The following is a 25,353-nucleotide window of genomic DNA, read 5'->3' on the forward strand; positions in this document are numbered from 1 at the left end:
CCCCTCGGGGCGCCCGCCGACAGGTCTCGTTCCGCGAGGGTCAGAGTTTGCCGGTCAGTTCCGGCACGAGGGTGAAGAGGTCGCCGACAAGGCCGTAGTCGGCCACCTGGAAGATCGGGGCCTCCTCGTCCTTGTTGATGGCGACGATGACCTTCGAGTCCTTCATCCCGGCGAGGTGCTGAATCGCGCCCGAGATGCCGACCGCGATATAGAGCTGGGGCGCCACGACCTTGCCGGTCTGCCCCACCTGCCAGTCGTTCGGCGCATAGCCCGAGTCGACCGCCGCACGCGAGGCGCCGACCGCCGCGCCGAGCTTGTCGGCCAGCTGCTCGATCATGGCGAAGTTCTCTTCCGAGCCGATGCCGCGGCCGCCTGAAACCACGATCCTGGCCGAGGTCAGCTCGGGGCGGTCCGAGGCCGCCACCTTGTCCTCGACCCACGACGACAGACCCTTGTCGCCGGTGGCCGCAATCGTCCCGACCGGGGCCGAGCCGCCCTTGCCGGTCGCCTCGAAGGTCGCCGTCCGCACGGTGGCGACCTTGGTTGCGTCCGCGCTCTTGACCGTCTGGACCGCGTTGCCGGCGTAGATCGGGCGCTCGAACGTGTCGGCATCCACGACCGCCGTGATCTCCGAGATCACCATCACGTCGAGCAGGGCGGCCACGCGCGGCATCACGTTCTTGGCGGCCGAGGTGGCCGGGGCCAGGATGTGGCTGTAGGAGGGGGCTAGGCTCAGGATCAGGTCGGCGAGCGGCTCGGCCAGACCGTTGCCATAGGCCGCATCATCGGCCGCCAGTACCTTGGTCACGCCCTCGAACGACGCGGCCTCGGCGGCCGCCGCGTCCACGCCGGTTCCCGCGACGAGCACCGTCACGTCGCCCAGGGCCCTGGCCGCGCTCAGGGCCTTGGCGGTCGAGTCCGCGCCCAGCGTGCCGCCGGTCACTTCGGCAATCAGGAGAACGGCCATCAGATCACCCCCGCTTCGTCTTTCAGTTTCGCGATCAGCTCATCCACCGAGGCGACCTTGACCCCCGCCTTGCGCCCCGCCGGCTCCGAGGTCTTCACCACGGTCAGCCGCGGCGTCACGTCCACGCCGTAGTCGGCCGCACTCTTTTCCTCGAGCGGTTTCTTCTTGGCCTTCATGATGTTGGGCAGCGACGCATAGCGCGGCTCGTTCATCCGCAGGTCCACGGTGACGATCGTGGGCATCGTGACCCGGATCGTCTGCATGCCGCCATCCACCTCGCGGGTGACGAGGGCCGCGTCGCCCTCGATCGCGAGGTCCGAGGCGAAGGTGGCCTGGCTCCAGCCAAGCAGCGCGGACAGCATCTGGCCGGTGGCGTTCATGTCATTGTCGATGGCCTGCTTGCCGCAGATCACGAGGCCGGGCTGTTCGGCCTCGACCACGCCCTTGAGGATCTTGGCCACCGCCAGCGGCTCTATGTCCTGATGGACGTCCGAGGCCGCCTCGACAAGGATCGCGCGGTCGGCCCCCATCGCGAGCGCCGTGCGCAGCGTCTCCTGCGCCTGCTTGACCCCGATCGAGACAACCACCACCTCGGTCGCCGTGCCGGCCTCGCGCAGACGGATCGCCGCTTCGACCGCGATTTCGTCGAACGGGTTCATCGACATCTTCACGTTCGCAAGATCGACCCCGCTTCCGTCCGCCTTCACGCGGACCTTCACGTTGTAGTCGATCACGCGCTTGACAGGCACCAGAACCTTCATCAGTGGCAATCTCCCTTCTCATCCGCCCTCGCGGGCTAGCTCTCCGCAACTTTGTTAGCCGCATCGATCCAGCGACAACAGATCAAAACCGACGGTCGGACCGCGTCCGACGCCGCGTCCTCATGCGTCCTTATGCCTCACGCGTGAGGCCGGGAACCCACAGGACATCGGAACGGCCGTCGTCATTGGCGATGCGGCCGGCCACGAAGAACCAGTCGGACAGCCGGTTCAGGTAGCGCAGCGCCTCGGGGTTGACCGATTCCACCGCGGCCAGTTCGACCACCTTGCGCTCCGCCCGCCGGCAGACCGTCCGGCAGAGATGGAGCTGTGCGGCCAGCGCCGTGCCGCCGGGCAGGATGAAGCTGCGCAGAGGCTCGAGCCGCGCGTTCATCGCGTCGATCTCGCGTTCGAGGCGGGCAACCTGCGCGGCGATGATGCGGAGCGGCGTGTAGTCCGCCTCGTGGTCGCGCTCCATTTCGGGGCGGCAGAGATCGGCGCCCAGATCGAAGAGGTCGTTCGAGATGCGGGCAAGCGCCGTCTGCATCTCGCCCTCGGCATGAAGGCGGGCAAGGCCGACGGTGGCGTTGGTCTCGTCAACCGTGCCGTAGGCCGTGACGCGGGACGAGTGCTTGGCCACCCGCGCGCCGTTGCCCAGGGCGGTGTCGCCGGCGTCGCCGGTCCGCGTGTAGATCCTCGACAGGACAACCATTCAGAAACCTCCAGACTGGCGGAATGCGACGAAAAGCAGGATCAGGACGACGGCGATGGCCTGGGCGATGATGCGCCAGCGCATGAGCCGGTTGGAGTGCTTGCGGTTGAACTCGCCCCCACGGGCAAAGCCGCCGATCCCGATCATCAGGATCACCAGCACCCCCAGCACGGCCAGGACGACGACGACGAACAGCGGGTCCTGCAGCATGGCTTCCCTCTCGATTGCCGGCGTGATGTAGGCGCTCAGACGTGGAAATCGACCTATTTGTGATGCGAGTTTTAGTGCAGGGGGCGGGGCAGACGCAAGCGGCCGATCCCGATCGGCGTGGCGCCCTCAGTTCCGCAGCACCCGGTCGAGCATCCGCGTGGGCAGCAGCCGGCGCAGGATCCAGGCCGTGCGGCTTGGCACCGTGATCCGGTAGCGTGCCCGCGGTGAGGGGCTTTCCAGCGCCAGCGCCAGTTGTTCGGTCACCGCCGAGGCCGGCAGTTGCCAGCGGTCCTCGCCGCCCTCGTAGAGCCGCCCGAGAAGCGAGCGGTACTGGTCGGCCCGCGCCGAGCCCCTCCAGTCGATCCACCGCTCGAAATGCGGGATCGAGTTCTCGCGGATGCGCGAGGCGATGGGGCCGGGCTCGAGCAGGATCACCCGGATCGGCGTGTCGGACATCTCGATCCGCAGCACATCCGTCAGCCCCTCCATGGCGAACTTCGAGGCGACATAGGCGCCGCGCCACGGGTAGCCCACGAAGCCGAGCACCGACGAGCAGTTGACGATGCGCCCGTGCCCCTGCCGCCGCATGATCGGGATCACCCGGCGGGTCAGGTCGTGCACGCCCACGATGTTCGTTTCCAGCACCGCCCGCAGCGCCTCGCGCGGGAGATCCTCGACCGCGCCGGGGCAGGCAAAGGCGCCGTTGTTGTAGAGCGCGTCGAGCGTGCCGCCGGTGCGCCGCGTGGCTTCCTCGACGGCCGAGGCAAGACTGTCGGGATCGTCATAGTCGAGCCGGAAGCTCTCGAGGCCCTCGGCCCGGCGGGCCTCGCAATCCTTGGCCTTCCGGCAGGTGGCAAAGACCCGCCAGCCGCGCGCCTTCAGGCCATGGGCCGCGTCAATGCCGATGCCCGAGGAACAGCCGGTGATCAGTACGCTTTTCATCCATCGGCCCCGCTCTGTGCAGCCCTCCTCTAGGCGAGAACGGGGCGAATGGCCACGGGTCTTGAAGATGCCGGCGACGGGCGGCGCCTACCGGGGCGCGGGCCGGAGGAAGCGGGTGGCCATGTAGCCTTCCACACCGTCGCCTTCGATGCGGATCGGGGCCCAGCCCTTCGCGTTCGGGTCAACGACGAGGACGGCCTCGCCGCGCGTCACGCGCCCGACGACCGGAAAGGCGGTCGAGGGGCCGCTGCGCACGTTGACGGCGTCGGCCGTCACCAGCCGAACGTCGCCCCGCGCCTCGAGGATTTCGGGGGGTGCTGCGGGCATCGGCTGCGGGGCGGGTGCCCGGCGGGCGGGCAGGGGCAAGACCTCCAGCCGGTCGCCGCGCGTCCGCAAGGCCGGGATCGTCGCGGGTGCGGGCGAGGACGTCGCGGGGGCCGGCGAGGACTGGGCTTCGGCCGCGACGGTGAGCGTCGGGCCCGCGCCGTCGAGCGAGGCCATCTCGACCGGCGTCACCACGGGCTGGGGATCGGGCTCGAGGCGCGCCGCTGCGGCCAGCCCCGGCCGCATCTTGCCGCCGTCCCGACCACCGATCAGCATGACAAGGAAGAGGGTGCAGCAAAGAAGCAACGTCAGGCGCAGCATGGGAAAATTCTCCGGGGCTCAATCGGGGGACCGGGGCAATGGTCCCCTGCCGAACGAACATCTTTCCGCCGCGGCAGGTTCCCGGATTCCTTTCCTTCTGGACCGGGGCCGCGGCCGGGACTAGACACGCGCCATGACCGACACGCCCGAAGATCCGACCGAAGAGCCGCTTACGACCTCGGAACCGCTCCGCCGTGCCATCGGCGAGCGTTACCTGACCTATGCGCTCTCGACCATCATGCACCGCGCGCTGCCCGATGCGCGCGACGGGCTGAAGCCCGTCCACCGCCGCATCCTGTTCGCGATGCGCGAGTTGCGGCTGTCGCCGACCGGGGGCTTCCGCAAGTCCGCCAAGATCGCGGGCGACGTGATGGGCAACTACCACCCGCACGGCGACGCCGCGATCTATGACGCGATGGCTCGTCTCGCGCAGGATTTCAACGTCCGCTATCCGCTGGTGGACGGGCAGGGCAATTTCGGCAACATCGACGGCGACAACCCGGCGGCCAGCCGCTACACCGAGGCCCGCCTGACCCCCATTGCCGAACTGCTGATGGAGGGGTTGGCCGAGAACGCGGTCGACTTCCGCCCGAACTACGACGGCACGCTGGAAGAGCCGGTCGTGATGCCGGCGGCCTTCCCGCATCTTCTGGCCAACGGCGCCTCGGGGATTGCCGTGGGCATGGCCACGAACATCCCGCCGCACAACCTGGACGAGCTGATCGAGGGCTGCCTTGCGATGATCCGCGACCCCGCCATCGCCGACGAGGCGCTGGTGGGCCTGATCCCCGGCCCCGACTTCCCCACCGGCGGCGTGATCGTCGAGCCGCGTGAGTCGATCCTCGACGCCTACCGCACCGGGCGCGGCGCCTTCCGCCTCAGGGCGAAGTGGCAGACCGAGGATCTGGGCCGCGGCACCTGGCAGATCGTCGTGACCGAGATCCCCTATCAGGTGCAGAAGTCCAAGCTGATCGAGCGGCTGGCCGAAGTGATCCAGACCAAGAAGGTTCCGGCGCTTGCCGACGTCCGCGACGAGAGCGCCGACGATGTCCGCATCGTGCTGGAGCCGCGGGCCCGGACGGTGGATCCCGAGATGCTGATGGGGATGCTCTTCCGCAACTCGGATCTGGAAGTGCGCTTCTCGATGAACATGAACGTGCTGATCGACGGGCGCACGCCCAAGGTCTGCTCGCTCAAGGAGGTGCTGCGCGCTTTCCTCGATCACCGGCGCGAGGTGCTGATCCGCCGGTCCGAACATCGGATGGAGAAGATCGACCACCGGCTCGAGGTGCTGGGCGGGCTGATCATCGCCTTCCTGAACCTCGACCGGGTGATCGACATCATCCGCTACGACGAAGAGCCCAAGCGGGCCCTGATGGCCGAAACCTGGGGACGCAAGTTCAAGCGGGCCACTTCCGAAAAGGACTATGTGCCGCCGGCGGCGGGGCAGGGCGATCTGACCGAGGTGCAGGCCGAGGCGATCCTCAACATGCGCCTGCGCTCGTTGCGGCGGCTCGAGGAGATGGAGTTGCTGGCCGAACGCGACGCCCTGACCGCCGAACGGGCGGATCTGGCCGATCTGGTCGGGTCCGAGCCCCGGCAGTGGGAGCGGATCGGCGCGGACCTGGGCGAGATCCGCAAACTCTTTGGCAAGTGGACGGTGGCGGGCGCCCGCCGGACCCAGTTCGCCGAGGCCGGCGAGGTCGAGGAAGTGCCGCTGGAGGCGATGATCGAGCGCGAGCCGATCACGGTGATCTGCTCGAAGATGGGCTGGATTCGGGCGATGAAGGGGCACCAGCCGCTCGGCTCGGAGGTGAAGTTCAAGGACGGCGACGGGCCGCGCTTCATGTTCCACGCCGAGACCACCGACCGGCTGCTGCTGGTGGGATCGAACGGACGGTTCTACACGCTGACCGGGGCAAGCCTGCCCGGCGGGCGCGGCATGGGCGAGCCGGTGCGGCTGATGGTCGATCTGCCGAACGAGGCCGAGATTGCCGATCTGATCATCTGGCGGCCGGGCGAGAAGCTGCTGCTGGCGTCCTCGGCGGGGGACGGCTTCGTGGTGCCCTCGGAAGAGGTGCTGGCCCAGACGCGGGCCGGCAAGGCGGTGCTCTCGATGAAGGACGGCGTGACGACCGCCGTCTGCCGCCCGGTCCGCGGCGATCACGTCGCGGTGGTGGGCCAGAACCGCAAGCTCCTCGTCTTCCCGCTGAGCGAACTGCCCGAGATGGCGCGCGGGAAGGGCGTGCGGCTGCAGAAATACAAGGACGGCGGCCTTTCGGATGCGATCACCTTCGACCTGGCGAGGGGGTTGAGCTGGAAGGATCCAGCGGGGCGCACCCGGACCGAGACCGATCTGGCCGAATGGACCGCCGCGCGGGCGGGCGCGGGCAAGATGGCGCCGCGCGGGTTCCCGCGCGACAACCGCTTCAACTAGGGACGCCGCCGGGGGCTTCGCGCCCCCGGACCCCCGCGGGATATTTTTGCGAGAATGAAAGGCGGCCGGGGTCGCCTGCTGCGGTTGCGCGCGCCGCCGCGGCGGGCTAAGGCGGGGCGCCGTCTTTCGGAGGAGCCCATGATCGCGCGCATTGCTGTCCTCTGTCTCGGGGCTCTTCTCGTCGGCGCTTGCCAGCGCAATGACCTTGCGGAGCCGCCGGCCGAACTGGGGGATTTTGCCCTGGGCCTGAACATCGTGGTGGCAGACCATGTGCAGAAGGTGCCGATCTCGCGCGAGGCTTCGGTCGAGGAGTGGGAGGCGGTGATGAAGAAGGCGATCGACGACCGCTTCGGGCGCTATGATGGAACGAAGCTCTACAATCTCGGGATCAGCGTGGACGGCTATGCCCTGGCGCCGCCCGGGATCCCGGTGGTGGCGGCGCCGAAGTCCGTGATGGCCATCACGGCGAACATCTGGGACGACGCGGCCGGACGGAAGCTGAACGAGACGGGCGAGAAGATGACCGTCTTCGAAAGCCTCACCGGCGGCTCGATCGTGGGCAGCGGCTACACGATGAGCAAGGAGGAGCAGATGGAGGCGCTGGCCTACAACGCCGCCAAGCGGGTCGAGGGCTGGCTGCTCGGGCATCCCGAGTGGTTCGGCCTGCCGCCCCTGCCGCCGGAACCCCGCCCGGCGCGGGCTTCGGACAAGTGATACTTGATTTTCCCCTTGCCAGCCGATAACTCCGCCGCGGTGTAGAACAGGGCTGTCCGGCCGTTCCTGGGCCGCCCCCCAATCCGCGAGGCGCTCCGCCAATGGCAAAGGCAAAGTTTGAACGTAACAAACCGCACGTCAACATCGGCACGATCGGCCACGTTGACCACGGCAAGACGACGCTGACGGCCGCGATCACGAAGTATTTCGGTGAGTTCCGCGCCTATGACCAGATCGACGGCGCGCCGGAAGAGCGGGCCCGCGGCATCACGATCTCGACCGCGCACGTCGAGTACGAGTCAGAGGCGCGTCACTATGCGCACGTCGACTGCCCCGGCCACGCCGACTATGTGAAGAACATGATCACCGGTGCCGCCCAGATGGACGGCGCGATCCTCGTGGTGTCGGCCGCCGACGGCCCGATGCCGCAGACGCGCGAGCACATCCTGCTCGGCCGCCAGGTGGGCATCCCCTACATGGTCGTCTACATGAACAAGGTCGACCAGGTGGACGATCCGGAACTTCTCGAACTGGTCGAGATGGAAATCCGTGAGCTGCTGTCGTCCTACGACTACCCCGGCGACGACATTCCGATCATCAAGGGCTCGGCTCTGGCCGCGATGAACGGCACCGACAAGGAAATCGGCGAGGATTCGATCCGCGCGCTGATCGCCGCGGTGGACGAATACATCCCGACCCCGGCGCGTGCCGTGGACCAGCCCTTCCTGATGCCGGTCGAGGACGTGTTCTCGATCTCGGGCCGCGGCACCGTGGCCACCGGCCGGATCGAGCGTGGCGTGGTGAAGGTGGGCGAGGAACTCGAGATCGTCGGCATCCGCCCGTCGAAGAAGACGGTCTGCACCGGTGTCGAGATGTTCCGCAAGCTGCTGGACCAGGGCGAGGCGGGCGACAACGTGGGCCTTCTGCTCCGTGGCGTGGACCGCGACGGGATCGAGCGCGGCCAGGTGCTGTGCAAGCCCGGCTCGGTGAAGCCGCACACCAAGTTCGAGGCCGAGGCCTACATCCTGACGAAAGAGGAAGGCGGCCGTCACACGCCGTTCTTCGCGAACTACCGTCCGCAGTTCTACTTCCGCACGACCGACGTGACGGGCACGGTGGAGCTGCCGGAAGGCACCGAGATGGTGATGCCGGGCGACAACCTGAAGTTCAACGTCGAGCTGATCGCGCCGATCGCCATGGAAGAGAAGCTCCGCTTCGCCATCCGTGAAGGCGGCCGCACCGTCGGCGCCGGCGTCGTCTCGAAAATCATCGCCTGATCCGGCGTCGGATCGGCAGCGGGGGCGCGCAGGGGATCCTGCGCGCCCCTTTTCCATGGCTGGTGCCGTGAGCCCATGGGCGGGGGCGTGCGCTGGTGCCGCACCCGGCGCAGGACCTGCAATTTTGTCCTTGCGGTCGGGCGCTGCCTGCCGTATCTCGCGGCTGGCCTAGGGGTATAGCTCAGTTGGTAGAGCATCGGTCTCCAAAACCGAGGGTCGGGGGTTCGAGTCCCTCTGCCCCTGCCAGGCCCTTTCCGAAACAGCCGTTCTCCCGGCAGGAGCCTTGAAGTTCCGCGCCCGAGGGCGTATGTACCGCACGACGCTTCTTGAGGACTGACGATGGCCAAGGCGAATCCCTTCACGTTCATCTCGCAGGTGCGCAGCGAAGTCGGCAAGGTCGTCTGGCCGGGCCGGCGCGAGGTTCTGCTGACCACCGTCATGGTCTTCGTCATGGCCGCGCTCACGGCGACCTTCTTCTCGCTCGTGGATTTCGCGATCCGGCAGGGTCTCAGCCTGCTGCTCAACAGCTTCTGACATTTTCGCTTGAACGCGAGGGGGGCTGCCTGTAAGCGGGCGGTCACAGGGAAGAGGCCGGCGCGCAGCGATTCGGGTTGCGCGCTGTTTTTTGTTCTGGGGCGGATCAAGATCCGCCGGAGGAGCGGGGAATGCCCCGCGCGAAGAGGTGGGCGGAAGCATGGCGAAGCGTTGGTATTCGGTGAGTGTTCTCTCGAACTTCGAGAAGAAGGTCGCCGAGCAGATCCGTACGGCCGTGGCGGATGCCGGGCTCGAGGAAGAGATCGACGAGGTGCTGGTCCCCACCGAAGAGGTGATCGAGGTCCGGCGCGGCAAGAAGGTCACGTCCGAGCGTCGCTTCATGCCGGGCTATGTGCTCGTCCACATGGAAATGTCGAACCGCGGCTATCACCTGATTTCCTCGATCAACCGGGTCACGGGATTCCTCGGGCCGCAGGGCAAGCCGATGCCGATGCGCGACTCGGAAGTGAACACGATCCTGAACCGTGTCGAGGAAGGCGAGGCGCAGCCGCGCAGCCTGATCCGCTATGACATCGGCGAGACGGTGAAGGTGACCGACGGCCCGTTCGAGGGCTTCTCGGGCATGGTCGAGGATGTGGATGAGGAGCATTCGCGCCTCAAGGTGACCGTCTCGATCTTCGGCCGGGCGACCCCGGTCGAGCTGGAATTCACGCAGGTCGCCAAGGGCGGCATCTGACGTGCATCGCGTGGGAGGCGAGCGCGCCCGCGGGCGTGACGGACCGGACCACTAAACTCGCCCCTCGGGGCAGTGACAGAGGAGAGGCCACATGGCCAAGAAGATTATCGGCAGCCTCAAGCTGCAAGTGAAGGCGGGGCAAGCCAACCCGTCCCCGCCGGTCGGTCCCGCGCTGGGTCAGCGCGGCCTGAACATCATGGCCTTCGTGAAGGAATTCAACGCGAAGACCGCCGATCTCGAGCCGGGCACGCCGACGCCGGTCATCATCACCTACTATCAGGACAAGTCGTTCAGCCTGGAGCTGAAGACGCCGCCGGCGTCCTTCCTGCTGAAGAAGGCCGCGGGCCTGGCTCCGGTGGGCAAGCGGAACCGTCCGAAGGGCTCGACCAAGCCGGGCCGCGAAGTCGCGGGCACGGTGACCGTGGCGCAGATCCGCAAGATCGCCGAGGCGAAAATGAAGGATCTGAACGCCAACGACGTCGAGGCGGCGATGCAGATCATCCTTGGCTCGGCCAAGTCCTGCGGCATCGAGGTCAAGGGGTAAGTCATGGCCAAGGTTGGAAAACGGACGCGCGCGGCGCGGGAAGCCTTCGTTGGCAAGGACATGATCTCGGTCGAGGATGCGGTGGCGCTGATCAAGGGCGCGGCCTCGGCGAAGTTCGACGAGACGCTGGAAGTGGCGATGAACCTGGGCGTTGACCCGCGTCACGCCGACCAGATGGTGCGCGGCGTCGTCACCCTGCCGAACGGCACGGGCAAGACGGTGCGCGTGGCGGTCTTCGCCCGCGGCGCCAAGGCGGACGAGGCCAAGGCTGCCGGTGCCGACATCGTCGGCGCCGAGGACCTGATGGAAACGATCCAGTCGGGCAAGATCGAGTTCGACCGCTGCATCGCGACCCCGGACATGATGCCGCTCGTCGGTCGTCTGGGCAAGATCCTCGGCCCCCGCAACCTGATGCCGAACCCGAAGGTGGGCACGGTGACGATGGACGTCGCCGGCGCCGTCGGCAACGCCAAGGGCGGCGAGGTCCAGTTCAAGGTCGAGAAGGCGGGCGTGATCCATGCCGGCGTCGGCAAGATCTCGTTCGACGCCGAAAAGCTAGCCGAGAACGTGCGCGCCTTCGTCGATGCCGTGAACCGCGCCAAGCCCGCCGGGGCGAAGGGGACCTACCTCAAGAAGGTGTCGCTGTCCTCGACCATGGGCCCGGGCGTGTCGGTCGATCTGGCCTCGGCCACCAGCCACTGAGGCTGGACGTGCGAATTTCCGCGCGGCGACGCGCGGGATGACGGGGCGGAGACGCCCCGTCCTGTCCGAGACGGCGGGTGGGGGCAACCTCTTAATATCCTGCCTGAGATGGGGAACGAGACGGATTTTCGCGGGAGACCGCCGGATCTTGGCTCGCGACCGCATCGCGGACCCGAACGCCCCGCTTGCGGGGCAGAAGTGAGCCGGGGGGAAACCCCCAAACTTGGAGTGAAACTGTGGATAGAGCCCAGAAAGAGAAAGTGGTCGAGGAACTCGGCCAGATCTTCGAAAGCTCTGGCGTGGTCGTGGTTGCACACTACGCAGGCGTCACGGTTGCTCAGATGCAGGAGCTGCGCGCGCAGATGCGCGACGTCGGTGGCTCCGTACGCGTTGCCAAGAACAGGCTTGCCAAGATCGCCCTCGCCGGGAAACCCTCTGAAAAGATGGGCGACCTGCTGACGGGCATGACCGTGATGGCCTATTCCGAGGACCCCGTCGCTGCGGCGAAGGTTGCGGAAGCCTATGCCAAGAAGAACGACAAGTTCGTGATCCTTGGCGGGGCAATGGGCGACACGATCCTGGACCCGGCCGGTGTCAAGACCGTCGCCGCCATGCCGTCGCGCGAAGAGCTCATCGCTCAGATCGTGTCGTGCATCGGTGCGCCCGCGTCGAGCATCGCCGGTGCCATTGGCGCACCTGCTTCGAACATCGCCGGCATCCTCTCCACCCTGGAGGAGCGGGAAGCCGCTTGAGCAATCTCGTCGACCTGCGTGGGTTGTTGCCCACCATGTTGGACCCCATCTAACTGAACGGAACAGAAAATGGCTGATCTGAACAAACTCGCCGAAGACATCGTCGGTCTGACCCTGCTCGAAGCCCAAGAGCTGAAGACGATCCTCAAGGACAAGTACGGCATCGAGCCGGCCGCCGGTGGCGCCGTCATGATGGCCGGCCCGGCCGCTGCCGCGGCTCCGGCCGAGGAAGAAAAGACCGAGTTCGACGTCGTCCTGACCGACGCCGGCGCCAACAAGATCAACGTGATCAAGGAAGTGCGCGCGATCACCGGTCTTGGCCTGAAAGAAGCCAAGGACCTGGTGGAAGCCGGCGGCAAGGTGAAAGAGGCCGCTTCGAAGGCCGACGCCGAAGCCATGAAGAAGAAGCTCGAAGAAGCTGGCGCGAAAGTCGAGCTGAAGTAATCCGGCGGATGCCCGAGGCATCCTGCGGTTGAAATCGGGCTGGGTCCGGCGGATAGTCGGGCCCAGCCGAACCTGTCTCGGAAGGGGCTTTGCCCAAAGCCCCTTCCAAGGCGTGGTTCGAGGTTCGGGAGCCCTCCGGTGGGACGGCGGGCGTGAATGGGACCTCACCCCCTTCTTCGCAAGCGGCGCATGCCCGTGGCCCGACGGTCCATGCGCCCGCGAAAACGAAAGGTGACTTCGAGCATGGCTCAGAGCTACGTTGGCCAGAAACGTATCCGCAGGTACTACGGCAAGATCCGCGAAGTGCTGGAGATGCCGAACCTGATCGAGGTTCAGAAATCCTCCTACGATCTGTTCCTGAAGTCCGGCGAGGGCCCGAAGGCGGCCGATGGCGAAGGCATCCAGGGTGTCTTCCAGTCGGTCTTCCCGATCAAGGACTTCAACGAGACCGCCGTGCTCGAGTTCGTGAAGTACGAGCTGGAGAAGCCGAAGTACGACGTGGACGAGTGCCAGCAGCGCGACATGACCTATGCCGCGCCGCTGAAGGTGACCCTGCGTCTGATCGTGTTCGATGTCGATGAGACCACGGGCGCCCGCTCGGTCAAGGACATCAAGGAGCAGGACGTCTACATGGGCGACATGCCCCTGATGACCGCGAACGGCACGTTCATCGTGAACGGAACCGAGCGCGTGATCGTCAGCCAGATGCACCGCTCTCCGGGGGTGTTCTTTGATCACGACAAGGGCAAGACCCATTCCTCGGGCAAGCTGCTCTTTGCCTGCCGCATCATCCCCTACCGCGGCTCGTGGCTCGATTTCGAGTTCGACGCCAAGGACATCGTCTTCGCGCGCATCGACCGCCGCCGGAAGCTGCCGGTGACGACGCTGCTCTATGCCCTCGGCATGGATCAGGAAGGCATCATGGATGCCTACTACGACACGGTGGACTTCAAGTATCAGAAGAACCGCGGCTGGGTCACGCGCTTCTTCCCCGAGCGGGTGCGTGGCACCCGCCCGACCTACGATCTGGTCGATGCGGCCACCGGCGAGGTCATCCTCAAGGCGGGCGAGAAGGCCACGCCGCGGATGGTCAAGAAGTGGATCGACGACGCCCAGATCACCGAGCTTCTGGTGCCGTTCGACCATATCGTCGGCCGCTACGTCGCGCGGGACATCATCAACGAAGAAACCGGTGAGATCTGGGTCGAAGCCGGTGACGAACTCACGATGGAGTATGACCGCGACGGCGAGGTGAAGGGCGGGACGCTGAAGCTCTTGCTCGACCAGGGCATCACCGACATTCCGGTGCTCGACATCGACAACGTCAACGTCGGCCCCTACATCCGCAACACGATGGCGGCGGACAAGAACATGGGCCGCGATACCGCGCTCATGGACATCTACCGCGTGATGCGTCCGGGTGAACCGCCGACCGTCGAGGCCGCGGCCGCGCTCTTCGACACGCTGTTCTTCGACAGCGAGCGCTATGACCTCTCGGCCGTCGGCCGGGTCAAGATGAACATGCGTCTCGACCTCGACAAGCCCGACACCCAGCGCACGCTCGACCGCGACGACATCATCGCCTGCATCAAGGCGCTGACCGAACTGCGCGACGGCAAGGGCGAGATCGACGACATCGACCACCTCGGCAACCGCCGGGTGCGCTCGGTCGGCGAGCTGATGGAGAACCAGTACCGCGTGGGTCTGCTGCGCATGGAGCGCGCGATCAAGGAGCGGATGTCCTCGGTCGAGATCGACACGATCATGCCGCAGGACCTGATCAACGCGAAGCCGGCGGCGGCTGCCGTGCGTGAGTTCTTCGGCTCGTCGCAGCTGTCGCAGTTCATGGACCAGACCAACCCGCTGTCGGAAGTCACCCACAAGCGCCGTCTCTCGGCGCTCGGGCCGGGCGGTCTGACCCGTGAGCGCGCAGGCTTCGAGGTGCGCGACGTTCACCCGACCCACTACGGCCGGATGTGCCCGATCGAGACGCCGGAAGGCCAGAACATCGGCCTGATCAACAGCCTCGCGACCTTCGCGCGGGTGAACAAGTACGGCTTCATCGAGACCCCCTACCGCAAGGTGGTCGAGGGTGCCGTGACCGACGATGTGGTCTACATGTCGGCGACCGAGGAGATGCGCCACACCGTGGCGCAGGCCAACGCGCAACTCGACGAGGAGGGCCGGTTCGTGTCGGACCTGATCTCGTCGCGGAAAGCGGGCGAGTTCATGCTGAACCCGCCGGATGCCATCGACCTGATCGACGTGTCGCCGAAGCAGCTCGTGTCGGTCGCGGCCTCGCTGATCCCGTTCCTCGAGAACGACGACGCGAACCGCGCTCTGATGGGCTCGAACATGCAGCGTCAGGCGGTGCCGCTCCTGCAATCCGACGCGCCCTTCGTGGGCACGGGGATCGAGGCCGTGGTGGCGCGTGACTCGGGCGCCGCGATCATGGCGCGCCGCGCCGGCGTGATCGACCAGGTGGACGCGACCCGTATCGTCGTCCGCGCGACCGAGATGCTGGAGCCGGGCGAGCCGGGTGTCGACATCTACCGCCTGCGCAAGTTCAAACGCTCGAACCAGTCGTCCTGCATCAACCAGCGTCCGCTGGTGAAGGTGGGCGACGTGGTGCACCGCGGCGAGGTGGTGGCCGACGGTCCCTGCACCGACATGGGCGAACTCGCCCTTGGTCGGAACGTGGTCGTGGCCTTCATGCCGTGGAACGGCTACAACTACGAGGACTCGATCCTGATCTCCGAGCGCATCCTGCGCGATGACGTCTACACCTCGATCCACATCGAGGAATACGAGGTCGCCGCCCGTGACACCAAGCTCGGGCCGGAAGAGATCACCCGCGACATCCCGAACGTCGGTGAGGAAGCCCTGCGCAACCTCGACGAGGCTGGCATCGTCTATATCGGCGCCGAAGTGCAGCCGGGCGACATCCTGGTGGGCAAGATCACGCCCAAGGGCGAAAGCCCGATGACGCCGGAGGAAAAGCTCCTCCGCGCCATCTTCGGCGAAAAGGCGTCGGACGTGCGCGACACCTCGCTGCGCCTGCCGCCGGGGGCCTATGGCACCATCGTGGAAGTGCGGGTCTTCAACCGCCATGGCGTCGACAAGGACGAGCGTGCTTTGCAGATCGAGCGCGAGGAAGTCGAACGCCTCGCCCGCGACCGCGACGACGAGCTGGCGATCCTCGAGCGCAACATCTACTCGCGCCTCAAGTCGCTGATCATGGGCAAGGTTGCCGTGAAGGGCCCGAAGGGCATCAAGGCGGGCTCCGAGATCAATGACGAGCTGCTGTCCACGCTCTCGCGCGGGCAGTGGTGGCAGCTGGCGCTGGGTGAGGAAGCCGACGCGAAGGAAGTCGAGGCCCTCCACGAGCAGTTCGAGGCGCAGAAGCGCGCGCTCGATCACCGCTTCGAGGACAAGGTCGAGAAGGTCCGCCGCGGCGACGACCTGCCTCCGGGCGTGATGAAGATGGTCAAGGTCTTCGTCGCGGTGAAGCGCAAGCTGCAGCCGGGCGACAAGATGGCCGGCCGTCACGGCAACAAGGGCGTCATCTCGAAGGTGGTCCCGATCGAGGACATGCCGTTCCTCGCGGACGGCACGCATGTCGACCTCGTGCTCAACCCGCTCGGCGTGCCGTCGCGGATGAACGTCGGGCAGATCCTCGAGACCCACATGGGTTGGGCCGCGCGCGGTCTGGGCATCCAGATCGACGAGGCGCTGCAGGACTACCGCCGCTCGGGCGACCTGACCCCGGTCAAGGAAGCGATGCGTCTGGCCTATGGCGACGAGACCTATGAAGGGGCCTTCGCCGACCGCGATGACGAGGATCTGGTCGAGATGGCCAGCCGCGTCACCAAGGGCGTGCCGATCGCGACCCCGGTCTTCGACGGTGCGAAGGAGCCGGACGTCAACGACGCCCTGCGCCGCGCGGGCTTTGACCAGAGCGGGCAGTCCATCGTCTTTGACGGCCGGACGGGCGAGCAGTTCGCGCGTCCCGTCACCGTGGGCGTCAAGTACATGCTGAAGCTGCACCACCTCGTTGACGACAAGCTGCACGCCCGTTCCACGGGGCCGTACTCGCTCGTTACCCAGCAGCCGCTGGGCGGCAAGGCGCAGTTCGGCGGCCAGCGTCTGGGGGAGATGGAGGTGTGGGCTCTGGAAGCCTACGGCGCCGCCTACACCCTGCAGGAGATGCTGACGGTGAAGTCGGACGACGTGGCGGGCCGCACCAAGATGTACGAGTCGATCGTCAAGGGCGAGGACAACTTCGAGGCGGGAGTCCCTGAGTCGTTCAACGTGCTCGTCAAGGAAGTGCGGGGCCTCGGCCTCAACATGGAACTCCTGGATGCGGACGAGGAATAAGCCGCCCGCGCTTCCCCTTCGGGGGAAGCGCCGCCCGGCCCTCGACCGCAACCTTTTCTTTGGGATCAGGACATGAACCAGGAACTCTCGACCAATCCGTTCAACCCGGTTGCGCCGGTCAAGACCTTCGACGAGATCAAGATCTCGCTCGCCTCGCCGGAACGGATCCTCTCGTGGTCCTACGGCGAGATCAAGAAGCCCGAGACCATCAACTACCGGACCTTCAAGCCCGAGCGCGACGGCCTGTTCTGCGCCCGGATCTTCGGGCCTATCAAGGACTACGAGTGCCTCTGCGGCAAGTACAAGCGCATGAAGTATCGCGGCGTCGTCTGCGAGAAGTGCGGCGTGGAAGTGACGCTCCAGAAGGTGCGGCGCGAGCGGATGGGCCATATCGAGCTCGCCGCTCCGGTCGCGCACATCTGGTTCCTGAAGTCGCTGCCCTCGCGCATCGGCCTCATGCTCGACATGACGCTGCGTGACCTCGAGCGCATCCTCTACTTCGAGAACTACGTCGTCATCGAGCCGGGCCTGACCGACCTCACCTACGGCCAGCTGATGACCGAGGAAGAGTTCCTCGACGCGCAGGATCAGTACGGCGCCGACGCCTTCACCGCCAACATCGGCGCGGAAGCGATCCGCGAGATGCTGTCGGCCATCGACCTCGAGCAGACCGCCGAGACGCTCCGCGAGGAGCTGAAGGAGGCGACGGGCGAGCTGAAGCCGAAGAAGATCATCAAGCGGCTGAAGATCGTTGAATCGTTCCTCGAGTCGGGCAACCGGCCCGAGTGGATGATCCTGACCGTGCTTCCGGTGATCCCGCCGGAACTGCGCCCGCTGGTGCCGCTCGACGGCGGCCGGTTTGCCACGTCGGACCTCAACGACCTCTACCGCCGCGTGATCAACCGGAACAACCGCCTCAAGCGGCTGATCGAGCTGCGCGCGCCGGACATCATCGTCCGCAACGAAAAGCGGATGCTGCAAGAGGCGGTTGACGCGCTCTTCGACAACGGTCGCCGCGGCCGCGTCATCACCGGCACCAACAAGCGCCCGCTGAAGTCGCTCTCGGACATGCTGAAGGGCAAGCAGGGCCGGTTCCGTCAGAACCTGCTCGGCAAGCGCGTGGACTTCTCGGGCCGTTCGGTCATCGTAACCGGGCCGGAGCTGAAGCTGCACCAGTGCGGCCTGCCGAAGAAGATGGCGCTCGAACTCTTCAAGCCGTTCATCTACTCGCGGCTGGAGGCCAAGGGCCTCAGCAGCACGGTGAAGCAGGCGAAGAAGCTGGTCGAGAAGGAGCGTCCGGAGGTCTGGGACATCCTCGACGAGGTGATCCGCGAGCACCCGGTCCTGCTGAACCGCGCGCCGACGCTGCACCGTCTGGGCATCCAGGCGTTCGAGCCGATCCTGATCGAGGGCAAGGCAATCCAGCTTCACCCGCTGGTCTGCTCGGCCTTCAACGCCGACTTCGACGGCGACCAGATGGCCGTTCACGTTCCCCTCTCGCTGGAAGCCCAGCTTGAGGCGCGCGTGCTGATGATGTCGACGAACAACGTGCTGTCGCCCGCCAACGGCGCGCCGATCATCGTGCCGTCGCAGGACATGGTGCTTGGGCTCTATTACACCACGATGGAGCGCAAGGGCATGAAGGGCGAAGGCATGGCCTTCTCTTCCGTGGAAGAGGTCGAGCATGCCCTTGCCGCCGGCGAGGTGCATCTGCACGCCCGCATCACCGCCCGGATCAAGCAGATCGACGACGAGGGCAACGAGGTCATCAAGCGCTACGAGACCACGCCGGGCCGCCTGCGGCTGGGCAACCTGCTGCCCCTGAACGCCAAGGCACCGTTCGAACTCGTGAACCGGCTGCTGCGGAAGAAGGACGTGCAGAACGTCATCGACACCGTCTACCGCTACTGCGGCCAGAAAGAGTCGGTGATCTTCTGCGACCAGATCATGGGCATGGGCTTCCGCGAAGCCTTCAAGGCCGGCATCTCGTTCGGCAAGGACGACATGCTGATCCCGGACACCAAGTGGCCGATCGTGAACGAGGTTCGCGATCAGGTGAAGGAGTTCGAGCAGCAGTACATGGACGGCCTGATCACCCAGGGCGAAAAGTACAACAAGGTGGTCGACGCCTGGTCCAAGTGCTCGGACAAGGTGGCGGGCGAGATGATGGCCGAGATCTCGGCGGTCCGGTACGACGACGCCGGCGCCGAGAAGGAGCCGAACTCGGTCTACATGATGTCGCACTCGGGCGCGCGGGGTTCGCCGGCGCAGATGAAGCAGCTCGGCGGGATGCGCGGCCTGATGGCCAAGCCGAACGGCGAGATCATCGAGACGCCGATCATCTCGAACTTCAAGGAAGGCCTGACCGTGCTCGAGTACTTCAACTCGACCCACGGCGCCCGGAAGGGTCTGGCCGACACCGCGCTGAAGACGGCGAACTCGGGCTACCTGACGCGCCGTCTCGTGGACGTGGCGCAGGACTGCATCGTGCGCACGCACGATTGCGGCACCGAGAACGCGATCACGGCCTCGGCGGCGGTGAACGAGGGCGAGGTTGTCAGCCCGCTCTCCGAGCGCGTGCTGGGTCGTGTCGCGGCCGAGGACATCCTTGTCCCGGGCACGGACGAGGTCGTGGTCGCCAAGGGCGAGCTGATCGACGAGCGTCGCGCCGATCTGATCGACCAGGCGAACGTGGCGCTGGTGCGCATCCGCAGCCCGCTCACCTGCGAGGCCGAAGAGGGCGTCTGCGCCATGTGCTATGGGCGTGACCTCGCTCGCGGCACGTTGGTCAATATCGGCGAGGCGGTCGGCATCATCGCCGCCCAGTCGATCGGCGAACCCGGCACGCAGCTGACGATGCGGACCTTCCACATCGGCGGCATCGCGCAGGGCGGCCAGCAGTCGTTCCTCGAAGCGAGCCAGGAGGGCAAGATCGAGTTCCGCAACCCCAACCTGCTCGAGAACGCCAACGGCGAGCAGATCGTCATGGGCCGCAACATGCAGCTCGCGATCATCGACGAGGCGGGGCAGGAGCGGGCGACGCACAAGCTGACCTATGGCGCCAAGGTCCATGTGAAGGACGGCCAGTCGGTGAAGCGCGGCACGCGGCTCTTCGAATGGGACCCCTACACCCTGCCGATCATCGCCGAAAAGGGCGGTGTGGCGCGGTTCGTGGATCTCGTCTCGGGGATCTCGGTGCGCGAAGATACCGACGAAGCCACCGGCATGACCCAGAAGATCGTCTCGGACTGGCGCTCGACCCCGAAGGGCGGCGATCTCAAGCCCGAGATCATCATCATGGACCCCGACACGGGCAATCCGATGCGGAACGAGGCGGGCAACCCGATCTCGTACCCGATGTCGGTGGAGGCCATCCTCTCGGTCGAGGACGGCCAGACCGTGCGGGCCGGCGACGTGGTGGCGCGTATCCCGCGCGAGGGTGCCCGGACCAAGGACATCACCGGGGGTCTTCCCCGCGTGGCGGAACTGTTCGAGGCCCGTCGTCCGAAGGATCACGCGATCATCGCCGAGAACGACGGCTATGTGCGCTTCGGCAAGGACTACAAGAACAAGCGCCGCATCACGATCGAGCCGGTGGACGAGACGCTTCAGGCCGTTGAATACATGGTGCCCAAGGGCAAGCACATCCCGGTGCAGGAAGGCGACTTCGTGCAGAAGGGCGACTACATCATGGACGGCAACCCGGCTCCGCACGACATCCTGCGGATCATGGGGGTCGAGGCGCTGGCGAACTACATGATCGACGAGGTGCAGGAGGTTTACCGTCTGCAGGGCGTGAAGATCAACGACAAGCACATCGAGGTGATCGTGCGGCAGATGCTGCAGAAATACGAGATCCTCGACTCGGGCGAGACCACGCTGCTCAAGGGCGAGCATGTGGACAAGGCCGAGCTTGACGAGACCAACGAGAAGGCGATCCAGCACGGGATGCGTCCGGCCCATGCCGAGCCGATCCTGCTCGGGATCACCAAGGCGTCGCTGCAGACCCGCAGCTTCATCTCGGCGGCCTCGTTCCAGGAGACGACGCGCGTGCTCACCGAAGCCTCGGTGCAGGGCAAGCGCGACAAGCTTGTCGGCCTGAAGGAGAACGTGATCGTCGGCCGGCTGATCCCGGCCGGGACGGGCGGGGCGACCTCGCGCGTCAAGAAGATCGCGCACGACCGCGACCAGACCGTGATCGACGCTCGCCGCGCCGAAGCCGAGTCCGCCGCGGCGCTCGCCGCGCCGACGGACGAGGTGATCGACCTCGGCCCCGAGGATTCGGGTCTGGTGGAAACGGTGGAGAGCCGCAAGGAGTGATCCCTGCGACCCATGCTGAGATGAAGCCCGCGCCCTCTGGCGCGGGCTTTTTCATGGGCAAGCGTGGCCAATCCCGGCAGCGGCCCGGCGGAAAAGGCGCAGAATTTCGCGCAGGCCGCCTTCCCCCTGTCCGGGCCGCGGGCTACTGTCCGCGGTGAGACGGAGGTCGCCGTGCAACTCTCGGAAAATCTGCGTGGCGCTCTGGCCATGTCGGTCGCCATGGCCGCCTTCACCGTCAATGACGCGCTGATGAAGGCCGTCACCCAGACCATGCCGCTCTTTCAGGCCATCGCGTTGCGGGGGATGGTGACCCTGCCGCTGCTGCTGGTCTGCGGATGGGTCTCGGGCGGGCTCCACTGGCGCATGCCGCGGCCCGACAGATCGCTGCTGACGCTCCGGGCCGTCGCGGATGTGCTGGCAACGGTCATGTACCTCACGGCCCTGATGATGCTGCCGCTCGCGAACCTGGTCGCGATCCTTCAGTCGGTTCCGCTGGCGGTCACGCTCGCGGCGGCCCTGTGGCTGAAGGAGCCTCTGGGCTGGCGGCGGCTCACCGCGATCCTGATCGGCTTCGGCGGCGTGCTCCTCATCGTGCGACCGGGGGCCGAAGGCTTCAACCTGTGGTCGCTCCTTGGTCTGGCCTCGGTCGGCTGCGTCGTGGCGCGCGATCTGGCGACTCGCAGGCTCGGGGGGAGGCTTCCGGCCGCCACAGTGGCCTTCTGGACATCGGCGGCCGTGACCGTCATGGGGCTCGTGGGGCTGATCGGGTCCGGGATTGCCCCGGTCGCGGCTGCCGAGATGATGCAGATCCTCGGGGCGGCCGTGGCGCTGATCGTGGGCTATCTTGCGATCGTTCTCGCCATGAGGGGAGGGGACATTGGCGTGGTCTCTCCGTTCCGCTATACGGCGCTGGTCTGGGCGATCGGCCTCGGCTGGCTGCTTTTCGGCAACCTGCCCGACGGGCTCACGCTGGCCGGCTCGGCGATCGTGACCGCCACTGGCATCTTCACGCTCTGGCGCGAGTCGCGGCTTCGCCGGCGGTCGCGGGAAGCATCTGTTGACATCACCCGCGACTCCCCCTATACGCCGCCTACCTGAGCTGCGGGCTCCTCGGCCTGCGGCCAAGGCTCAGTTAACTGTAGTGGTCATGATCCGGGCCCAAAGCCCCGATCCTCTGGAATTCCACCGCGTCGTCCCCGCCAAAGGGACGTCCGCGGTTTTGGTGTTTGTGCAAGCAGGCACCACGAACGGCGCCCCCCGACCGGATCCGGGCAGGCGTGAATGAAACGGGTTGCAACACGGGGAACGTGAATGCCAACGATCCAACAGCTCATCCGCAAGCCGCGGGAGCCGAAACGAGTCCGCTCCAAGTCCCAGCACCTGGAGTCCTGCCCGCAGAAGCGTGGCGTCTGCACGCGCGTCTACACCACGAGGCCGAAGAAGCCGAACTCCGCTATGCGTAAGGTCGCCAAGGTCCGCCTGACCAACGGCTTCGAGGTGATCTCCTACATCCCCGGCGAAAAGCACAACCTGCAAGAGCACTCCGTCGTGCTCATCCGCGGCGGCCGCGTGAAGGACCTTCCCGGCGTGCGTTACCACATCCTGCGCGGTGTCCTCGATACCCAGGGTGTCAAAGACCGTCGTCAACGCCGTTCGAAATACGGCGCGAAGCGTCCGAAATAAGGAGATCCGGGTATGTCCCGTCGTCACGCAGCCGAGAAGCGCGAAATCCTGCCCGACGCCAAGTTCGGCGATACGGTGCTGACCAAGTTCATGAACAACCTGATGATCGACGGCAAGAAGTCGGTCGCGGAATCCATCGTGTACAACGCGCTCGACCGGGTTCAGACCCGTCTGAAGCGCGAGCCGCTGGAAGCCTTCCACGAGGCGCTCGACAACGTGAAGCCCTCGGTCGAAGTGCGCTCGCGCCGCGTCGGTGGTGCCACCTACCAGGTTCCGGTCGAAGTGCGCACCGAACGTCGTGAGGCGCTGGCGATCCGCTGGCTGATCACCGCGGCGCGCAAGCGCAACGAGAACACCATGGAAGAGCGCCTCGCCGCCGAGCTGGCCGATGCCTGCAACAACCGCGGCACCGCGGTGAAGAAGCGGGAAGACACCCACAAGATGGCCGACGCGAACAAGGCGTTCAGCCATTACCGCTGGTAACCCTTCAGCCTGAGGACCATCCCCATGGCACGCGAATACCCCCTCGAGCTGTACCGGAACTTCGGGATCATGGCTCACATCGACGCCGGTAAAACGACGACGACCGAGCGGATCCTGTATTACACCGGCAAGTCCCACAAGATCGGCGAGGTGCATGACGGCGCCGCGACGATGGACTGGATGGAGCAGGAGCAGGAGCGGGGGATCACCATCACCTCGGCCGCGACCACGACCTTCTGGGAGCGCACCGAGGACGGCAAGACCCCGATGACGCCGAAGCACCGCTTCAACATCATCGATACCCCCGGACACGTGGACTTCACCATCGAGGTCGAGCGTTCGCTGGCGGTGCTCGACGGGGCCGTGTGCCTTCTGGACGCCAACGCCGGCGTCGAACCGCAGACCGAGACCGTCTGGCGTCAGGCTGACCGCTACAAGGTTCCGCGGATCGTGTTCGTCAACAAGATGGACAAGATCGGCGCCGACTTCTTCAACTGCGTGAAGATGATCAAGGACCGCACCGGCGCGACCCCCGCCCCGATCGCTCTGCCGATCGGTGCCGAGGACAAGCTGGAAGGCATCATCGACCTCGTGACGATGCAGGAATGGGTTTACCAGGGCGAAGACCTGGGCGCCTCCTGGATCATCAAGGACGTCCGCGACGAGCTCAAGGCCGAGGCCGAAGAGTGGCGCGGCAAGCTGATCGAGCTTGCCGTCGAGCAGGACGACGCCGCGATGGAGGCCTATCTCGAGGGCAACGAGCCCGACGTGCCGACCCTGCGGGCGCTGATCCGCAAGGGCTGCCTCTCCATGTCCTTCGTGCCGGTGACCGCGGGTTCCGCGTTCAAGAACAAGGGCGTGCAGCCGGTCCTGAACTCGGTGATCGACTATCTGCCGTCGCCGCTCGACGTGCCGGCCTACATGGGCTTCGCCCCGGGCGACGAGACCGAGACGCGGAACATCCCGCGCTCGGCCGATGACGCGCAGCCCTTCGCGGCGCTGGCGTTCAAGATCATGAACGACCCCTTCGTGGGCTCGCTCACCTTCACCCGCATCTACTCGGGCGTGCTCAAGAAGGGTGACCAGATGGTCAACTCGACGAAGGGCAAGCGCGAGCGCGTGGGCCGGATGATGATGATGCACGCCATCAACCGGGAAGAAATCGACGAAGCCTTTGCAGGCGACATCATCGCGCTCGCCGGTCTGAAAGAGACCACCACCGGCGACACGCTCTGCGACCCGGCGAACCAGGTCGTCCTGGAAACCATGACCTTCCCCGAGCCGGTGATCGAGATCGCCGTCGAGCCGAAGACCAAGGCCGACCAGGAGAAGATGGGTCTGGCGCTCGCGCGTCTGGCCGCCGAGGACCCGTCCTTCCGCGTCGAGACCGACTTCGAGTCGGGGCAGACGATCATGAAGGGCATGGGCGAACTTCACCTCGACATCCTCGTGGATCGCATGAAGCGCGAGTTCAAGGTCGAGGCGAACATCGGTGCGCCGCAGGTGGCCTACCGCGAGACCATCTCGCGTCCGGCTGAGATCGACTACACCCACAAGAAGCAGACCGGCGGCACGGGCCAGTTTGCCCGCATCAAGCTCGAGATCCAGCCGACCGAACCCGGTGTGGGCTATTCGTTCGAGTCGAAGATCGTGGGCGGTGCGGTGCCGAAGGAATATATTCCCGGCGTCGAAAAGGGCATCAAGTCGGTCATGGACTCCGGCCCGCTCGCCGGCTTCCCGGTGATCGACTTCAAGGTGGCGCTGATCGACGGGGCCTTCCACGACGTCGACTCGTCGGTCCTGGCATTCGAGATCGCGGCGCGCGCCGCGATGCGCGAGGGCCTGAAGAAGGCTGGCGCGAAGCTTCTCGAGCCGATCATGAAGGTCGAGGTGGTGACCCCGGAAGAATACACCGGCGGCATCATCGGTGACCTGACCTCGCGGCGGGGCATGGTGCAGGGGCAGGACACGCGCGGCAACGCGAACGTGATCAACGCCTTCGTGCCGCTCGCCAACATGTTCGGCTACATCAACACGCTGCGCTCGATGTCCTCGGGCCGGGCCGTGTTCTCGATGCACTTTGACCACTACGACGCGGTGCCGCAGAACATCTCGGACGAGATCCAGAAGAAATACGCCTAAGCGCGGTGGGCGT

General features: G+C 66.1%; 21 protein-coding genes and 1 tRNA gene. 16 read left to right on the forward strand and 6 right to left on the reverse strand.

Features of this window, described 5'->3' with window-relative positions:
• Window positions 1-40 precede the first annotated feature (40 nt).
• The 6 genes from FG154_RS04375 to FG154_RS04400 all read right to left on the reverse strand — a co-directional run bounded on the left by FG154_RS04375 (window position 41) and on the right by FG154_RS04400 (window position 4,234).
• The gene (locus FG154_RS04375; protein ID WP_145104709.1) at window positions 41-967 is read right to left on the reverse strand and encodes an electron transfer flavoprotein subunit alpha/FixB family protein; all 927 of its coding nucleotides are present in this window, start codon (window positions 965-967) and stop codon (window positions 41-43) included.
• Window positions 967-1,728 carry an electron transfer flavoprotein subunit beta/FixA family protein gene (locus tag FG154_RS04380; protein WP_145104711.1) on the reverse strand — a complete coding sequence of 254 codons (762 nt, stop codon included), beginning with the start codon at window positions 1,726-1,728 and terminating at the stop codon, window positions 967-969. Before FG154_RS04380 ends, FG154_RS04375 begins: the two co-directional genes overlap by 1 nt.
• A 130-nt stretch (window positions 1,729-1,858) precedes the next feature.
• Complete coding sequence (locus FG154_RS04385; RefSeq protein WP_145104713.1) at window positions 1,859-2,437, reverse strand: cob(I)yrinic acid a,c-diamide adenosyltransferase; 579 nt, start codon at window positions 2,435-2,437, stop codon at window positions 1,859-1,861.
• On the reverse strand, window positions 2,438-2,647 hold the full coding sequence (locus tag FG154_RS04390; protein WP_145104715.1) for a twin transmembrane helix small protein: 210 nt from the start codon (window positions 2,645-2,647) through the stop codon (window positions 2,438-2,440).
• 126 nt (window positions 2,648-2,773) lie between these two features.
• Window positions 2,774-3,589, reverse strand: a complete 816-nt coding sequence (locus FG154_RS04395; RefSeq protein WP_145104717.1) for an SDR family NAD(P)-dependent oxidoreductase — start codon at window positions 3,587-3,589, stop codon at window positions 2,774-2,776.
• Between the two features lie 87 nt (window positions 3,590-3,676).
• Window positions 3,677-4,234, reverse strand: coding sequence for an SH3 domain-containing protein (locus FG154_RS04400; RefSeq protein WP_145104719.1), 558 nt, complete (start codon window positions 4,232-4,234; stop codon window positions 3,677-3,679).
• A gap of 133 nt (window positions 4,235-4,367) precedes the next feature.
• Between FG154_RS04400 and parC the strand changes: the two genes are divergently transcribed.
• The 16 genes from parC to fusA all read left to right on the forward strand — a co-directional run bounded on the left by parC (window position 4,368) and on the right by fusA (window position 25,340).
• The gene (parC, locus tag FG154_RS04405) at window positions 4,368-6,671 is read left to right on the forward strand and encodes a DNA topoisomerase IV subunit A (RefSeq protein WP_145104721.1); all 2,304 of its coding nucleotides are present in this window, start codon (window positions 4,368-4,370) and stop codon (window positions 6,669-6,671) included.
• Between the two features lie 138 nt (window positions 6,672-6,809).
• Entirely contained in the window at window positions 6,810-7,385 is a 576-nt protein-coding gene (locus FG154_RS04410) for a hypothetical protein (RefSeq protein ID WP_145104723.1), read from the forward strand.
• Between the two features lie 101 nt (window positions 7,386-7,486).
• The gene (gene tuf, locus FG154_RS04415) at window positions 7,487-8,662 is read left to right on the forward strand and encodes an elongation factor Tu (RefSeq protein ID WP_145104726.1); all 1,176 of its coding nucleotides are present in this window, start codon (window positions 7,487-7,489) and stop codon (window positions 8,660-8,662) included.
• 170 nt (window positions 8,663-8,832) lie between these two features.
• A tRNA-Trp gene (locus FG154_RS04420) sits at window positions 8,833-8,908 on the forward strand.
• Window positions 8,909-9,001: 93 nt separating this feature from the next.
• Window positions 9,002-9,196, forward strand: a complete 195-nt coding sequence (gene secE, locus FG154_RS04425) for a preprotein translocase subunit SecE (protein ID WP_145104727.1) — start codon at window positions 9,002-9,004, stop codon at window positions 9,194-9,196.
• Between the two features lie 160 nt (window positions 9,197-9,356).
• Window positions 9,357-9,893: a transcription termination/antitermination protein NusG gene (gene nusG, locus FG154_RS04430; protein WP_011909497.1), complete on the forward strand. Its 537-nt coding sequence runs from the start codon at window positions 9,357-9,359 to the stop codon at window positions 9,891-9,893.
• A 91-nt stretch (window positions 9,894-9,984) separates the two neighbouring features.
• On the forward strand, window positions 9,985-10,437 hold the full coding sequence (gene rplK / locus FG154_RS04435; RefSeq protein WP_145104728.1) for a 50S ribosomal protein L11: 453 nt from the start codon (window positions 9,985-9,987) through the stop codon (window positions 10,435-10,437).
• Window positions 10,438-10,440: 3 nt separating this feature from the next.
• Complete coding sequence (gene rplA / locus FG154_RS04440; RefSeq protein WP_145104729.1) at window positions 10,441-11,139, forward strand: 50S ribosomal protein L1; 699 nt, start codon at window positions 10,441-10,443, stop codon at window positions 11,137-11,139.
• A gap of 236 nt (window positions 11,140-11,375) precedes the next feature.
• Window positions 11,376-11,891: a 50S ribosomal protein L10 gene (rplJ, locus tag FG154_RS04445; RefSeq protein ID WP_011909494.1), complete on the forward strand. Its 516-nt coding sequence runs from the start codon at window positions 11,376-11,378 to the stop codon at window positions 11,889-11,891.
• A 69-nt stretch (window positions 11,892-11,960) separates the two neighbouring features.
• Entirely contained in the window at window positions 11,961-12,335 is a 375-nt protein-coding gene (rplL, locus tag FG154_RS04450) for a 50S ribosomal protein L7/L12 (RefSeq protein ID WP_097029159.1), read from the forward strand.
• 243 nt (window positions 12,336-12,578) lie between these two features.
• Entirely contained in the window at window positions 12,579-16,712 is a 4,134-nt protein-coding gene (gene rpoB / locus FG154_RS04455) for a DNA-directed RNA polymerase subunit beta (protein ID WP_145104730.1), read from the forward strand.
• 72 nt (window positions 16,713-16,784) lie between these two features.
• Window positions 16,785-21,032 (forward strand): DNA-directed RNA polymerase subunit beta', encoded by a 4,248-nt coding sequence (rpoC, locus tag FG154_RS04460; protein WP_145104731.1) that lies wholly within the window; start codon window positions 16,785-16,787, stop codon window positions 21,030-21,032.
• 171 nt (window positions 21,033-21,203) lie between these two features.
• Window positions 21,204-22,130, forward strand: a complete 927-nt coding sequence (locus FG154_RS04465; RefSeq protein ID WP_145104733.1) for a DMT family transporter — start codon at window positions 21,204-21,206, stop codon at window positions 22,128-22,130.
• A 213-nt stretch (window positions 22,131-22,343) separates the two neighbouring features.
• Window positions 22,344-22,715 (forward strand): 30S ribosomal protein S12, encoded by a 372-nt coding sequence (gene rpsL / locus FG154_RS04470; protein WP_145104735.1) that lies wholly within the window; start codon window positions 22,344-22,346, stop codon window positions 22,713-22,715.
• Between the two features lie 12 nt (window positions 22,716-22,727).
• A complete protein-coding gene (gene rpsG, locus FG154_RS04475; RefSeq protein WP_002722484.1) occupies window positions 22,728-23,198 on the forward strand; it encodes a 30S ribosomal protein S7 in 471 nt (156 codons plus the stop codon).
• 24 nt (window positions 23,199-23,222) lie between these two features.
• Window positions 23,223-25,340: an elongation factor G gene (gene fusA / locus FG154_RS04480; protein WP_145104737.1), complete on the forward strand. Its 2,118-nt coding sequence runs from the start codon at window positions 23,223-23,225 to the stop codon at window positions 25,338-25,340.
• Window positions 25,341-25,353: the final 13 nt, after the last annotated feature.

Source organism: Cereibacter sediminicola, assembly GCF_007668225.1.
Taxonomy (GTDB): domain Bacteria; phylum Pseudomonadota; class Alphaproteobacteria; order Rhodobacterales; family Rhodobacteraceae; genus Cereibacter_A; species Cereibacter_A azotoformans.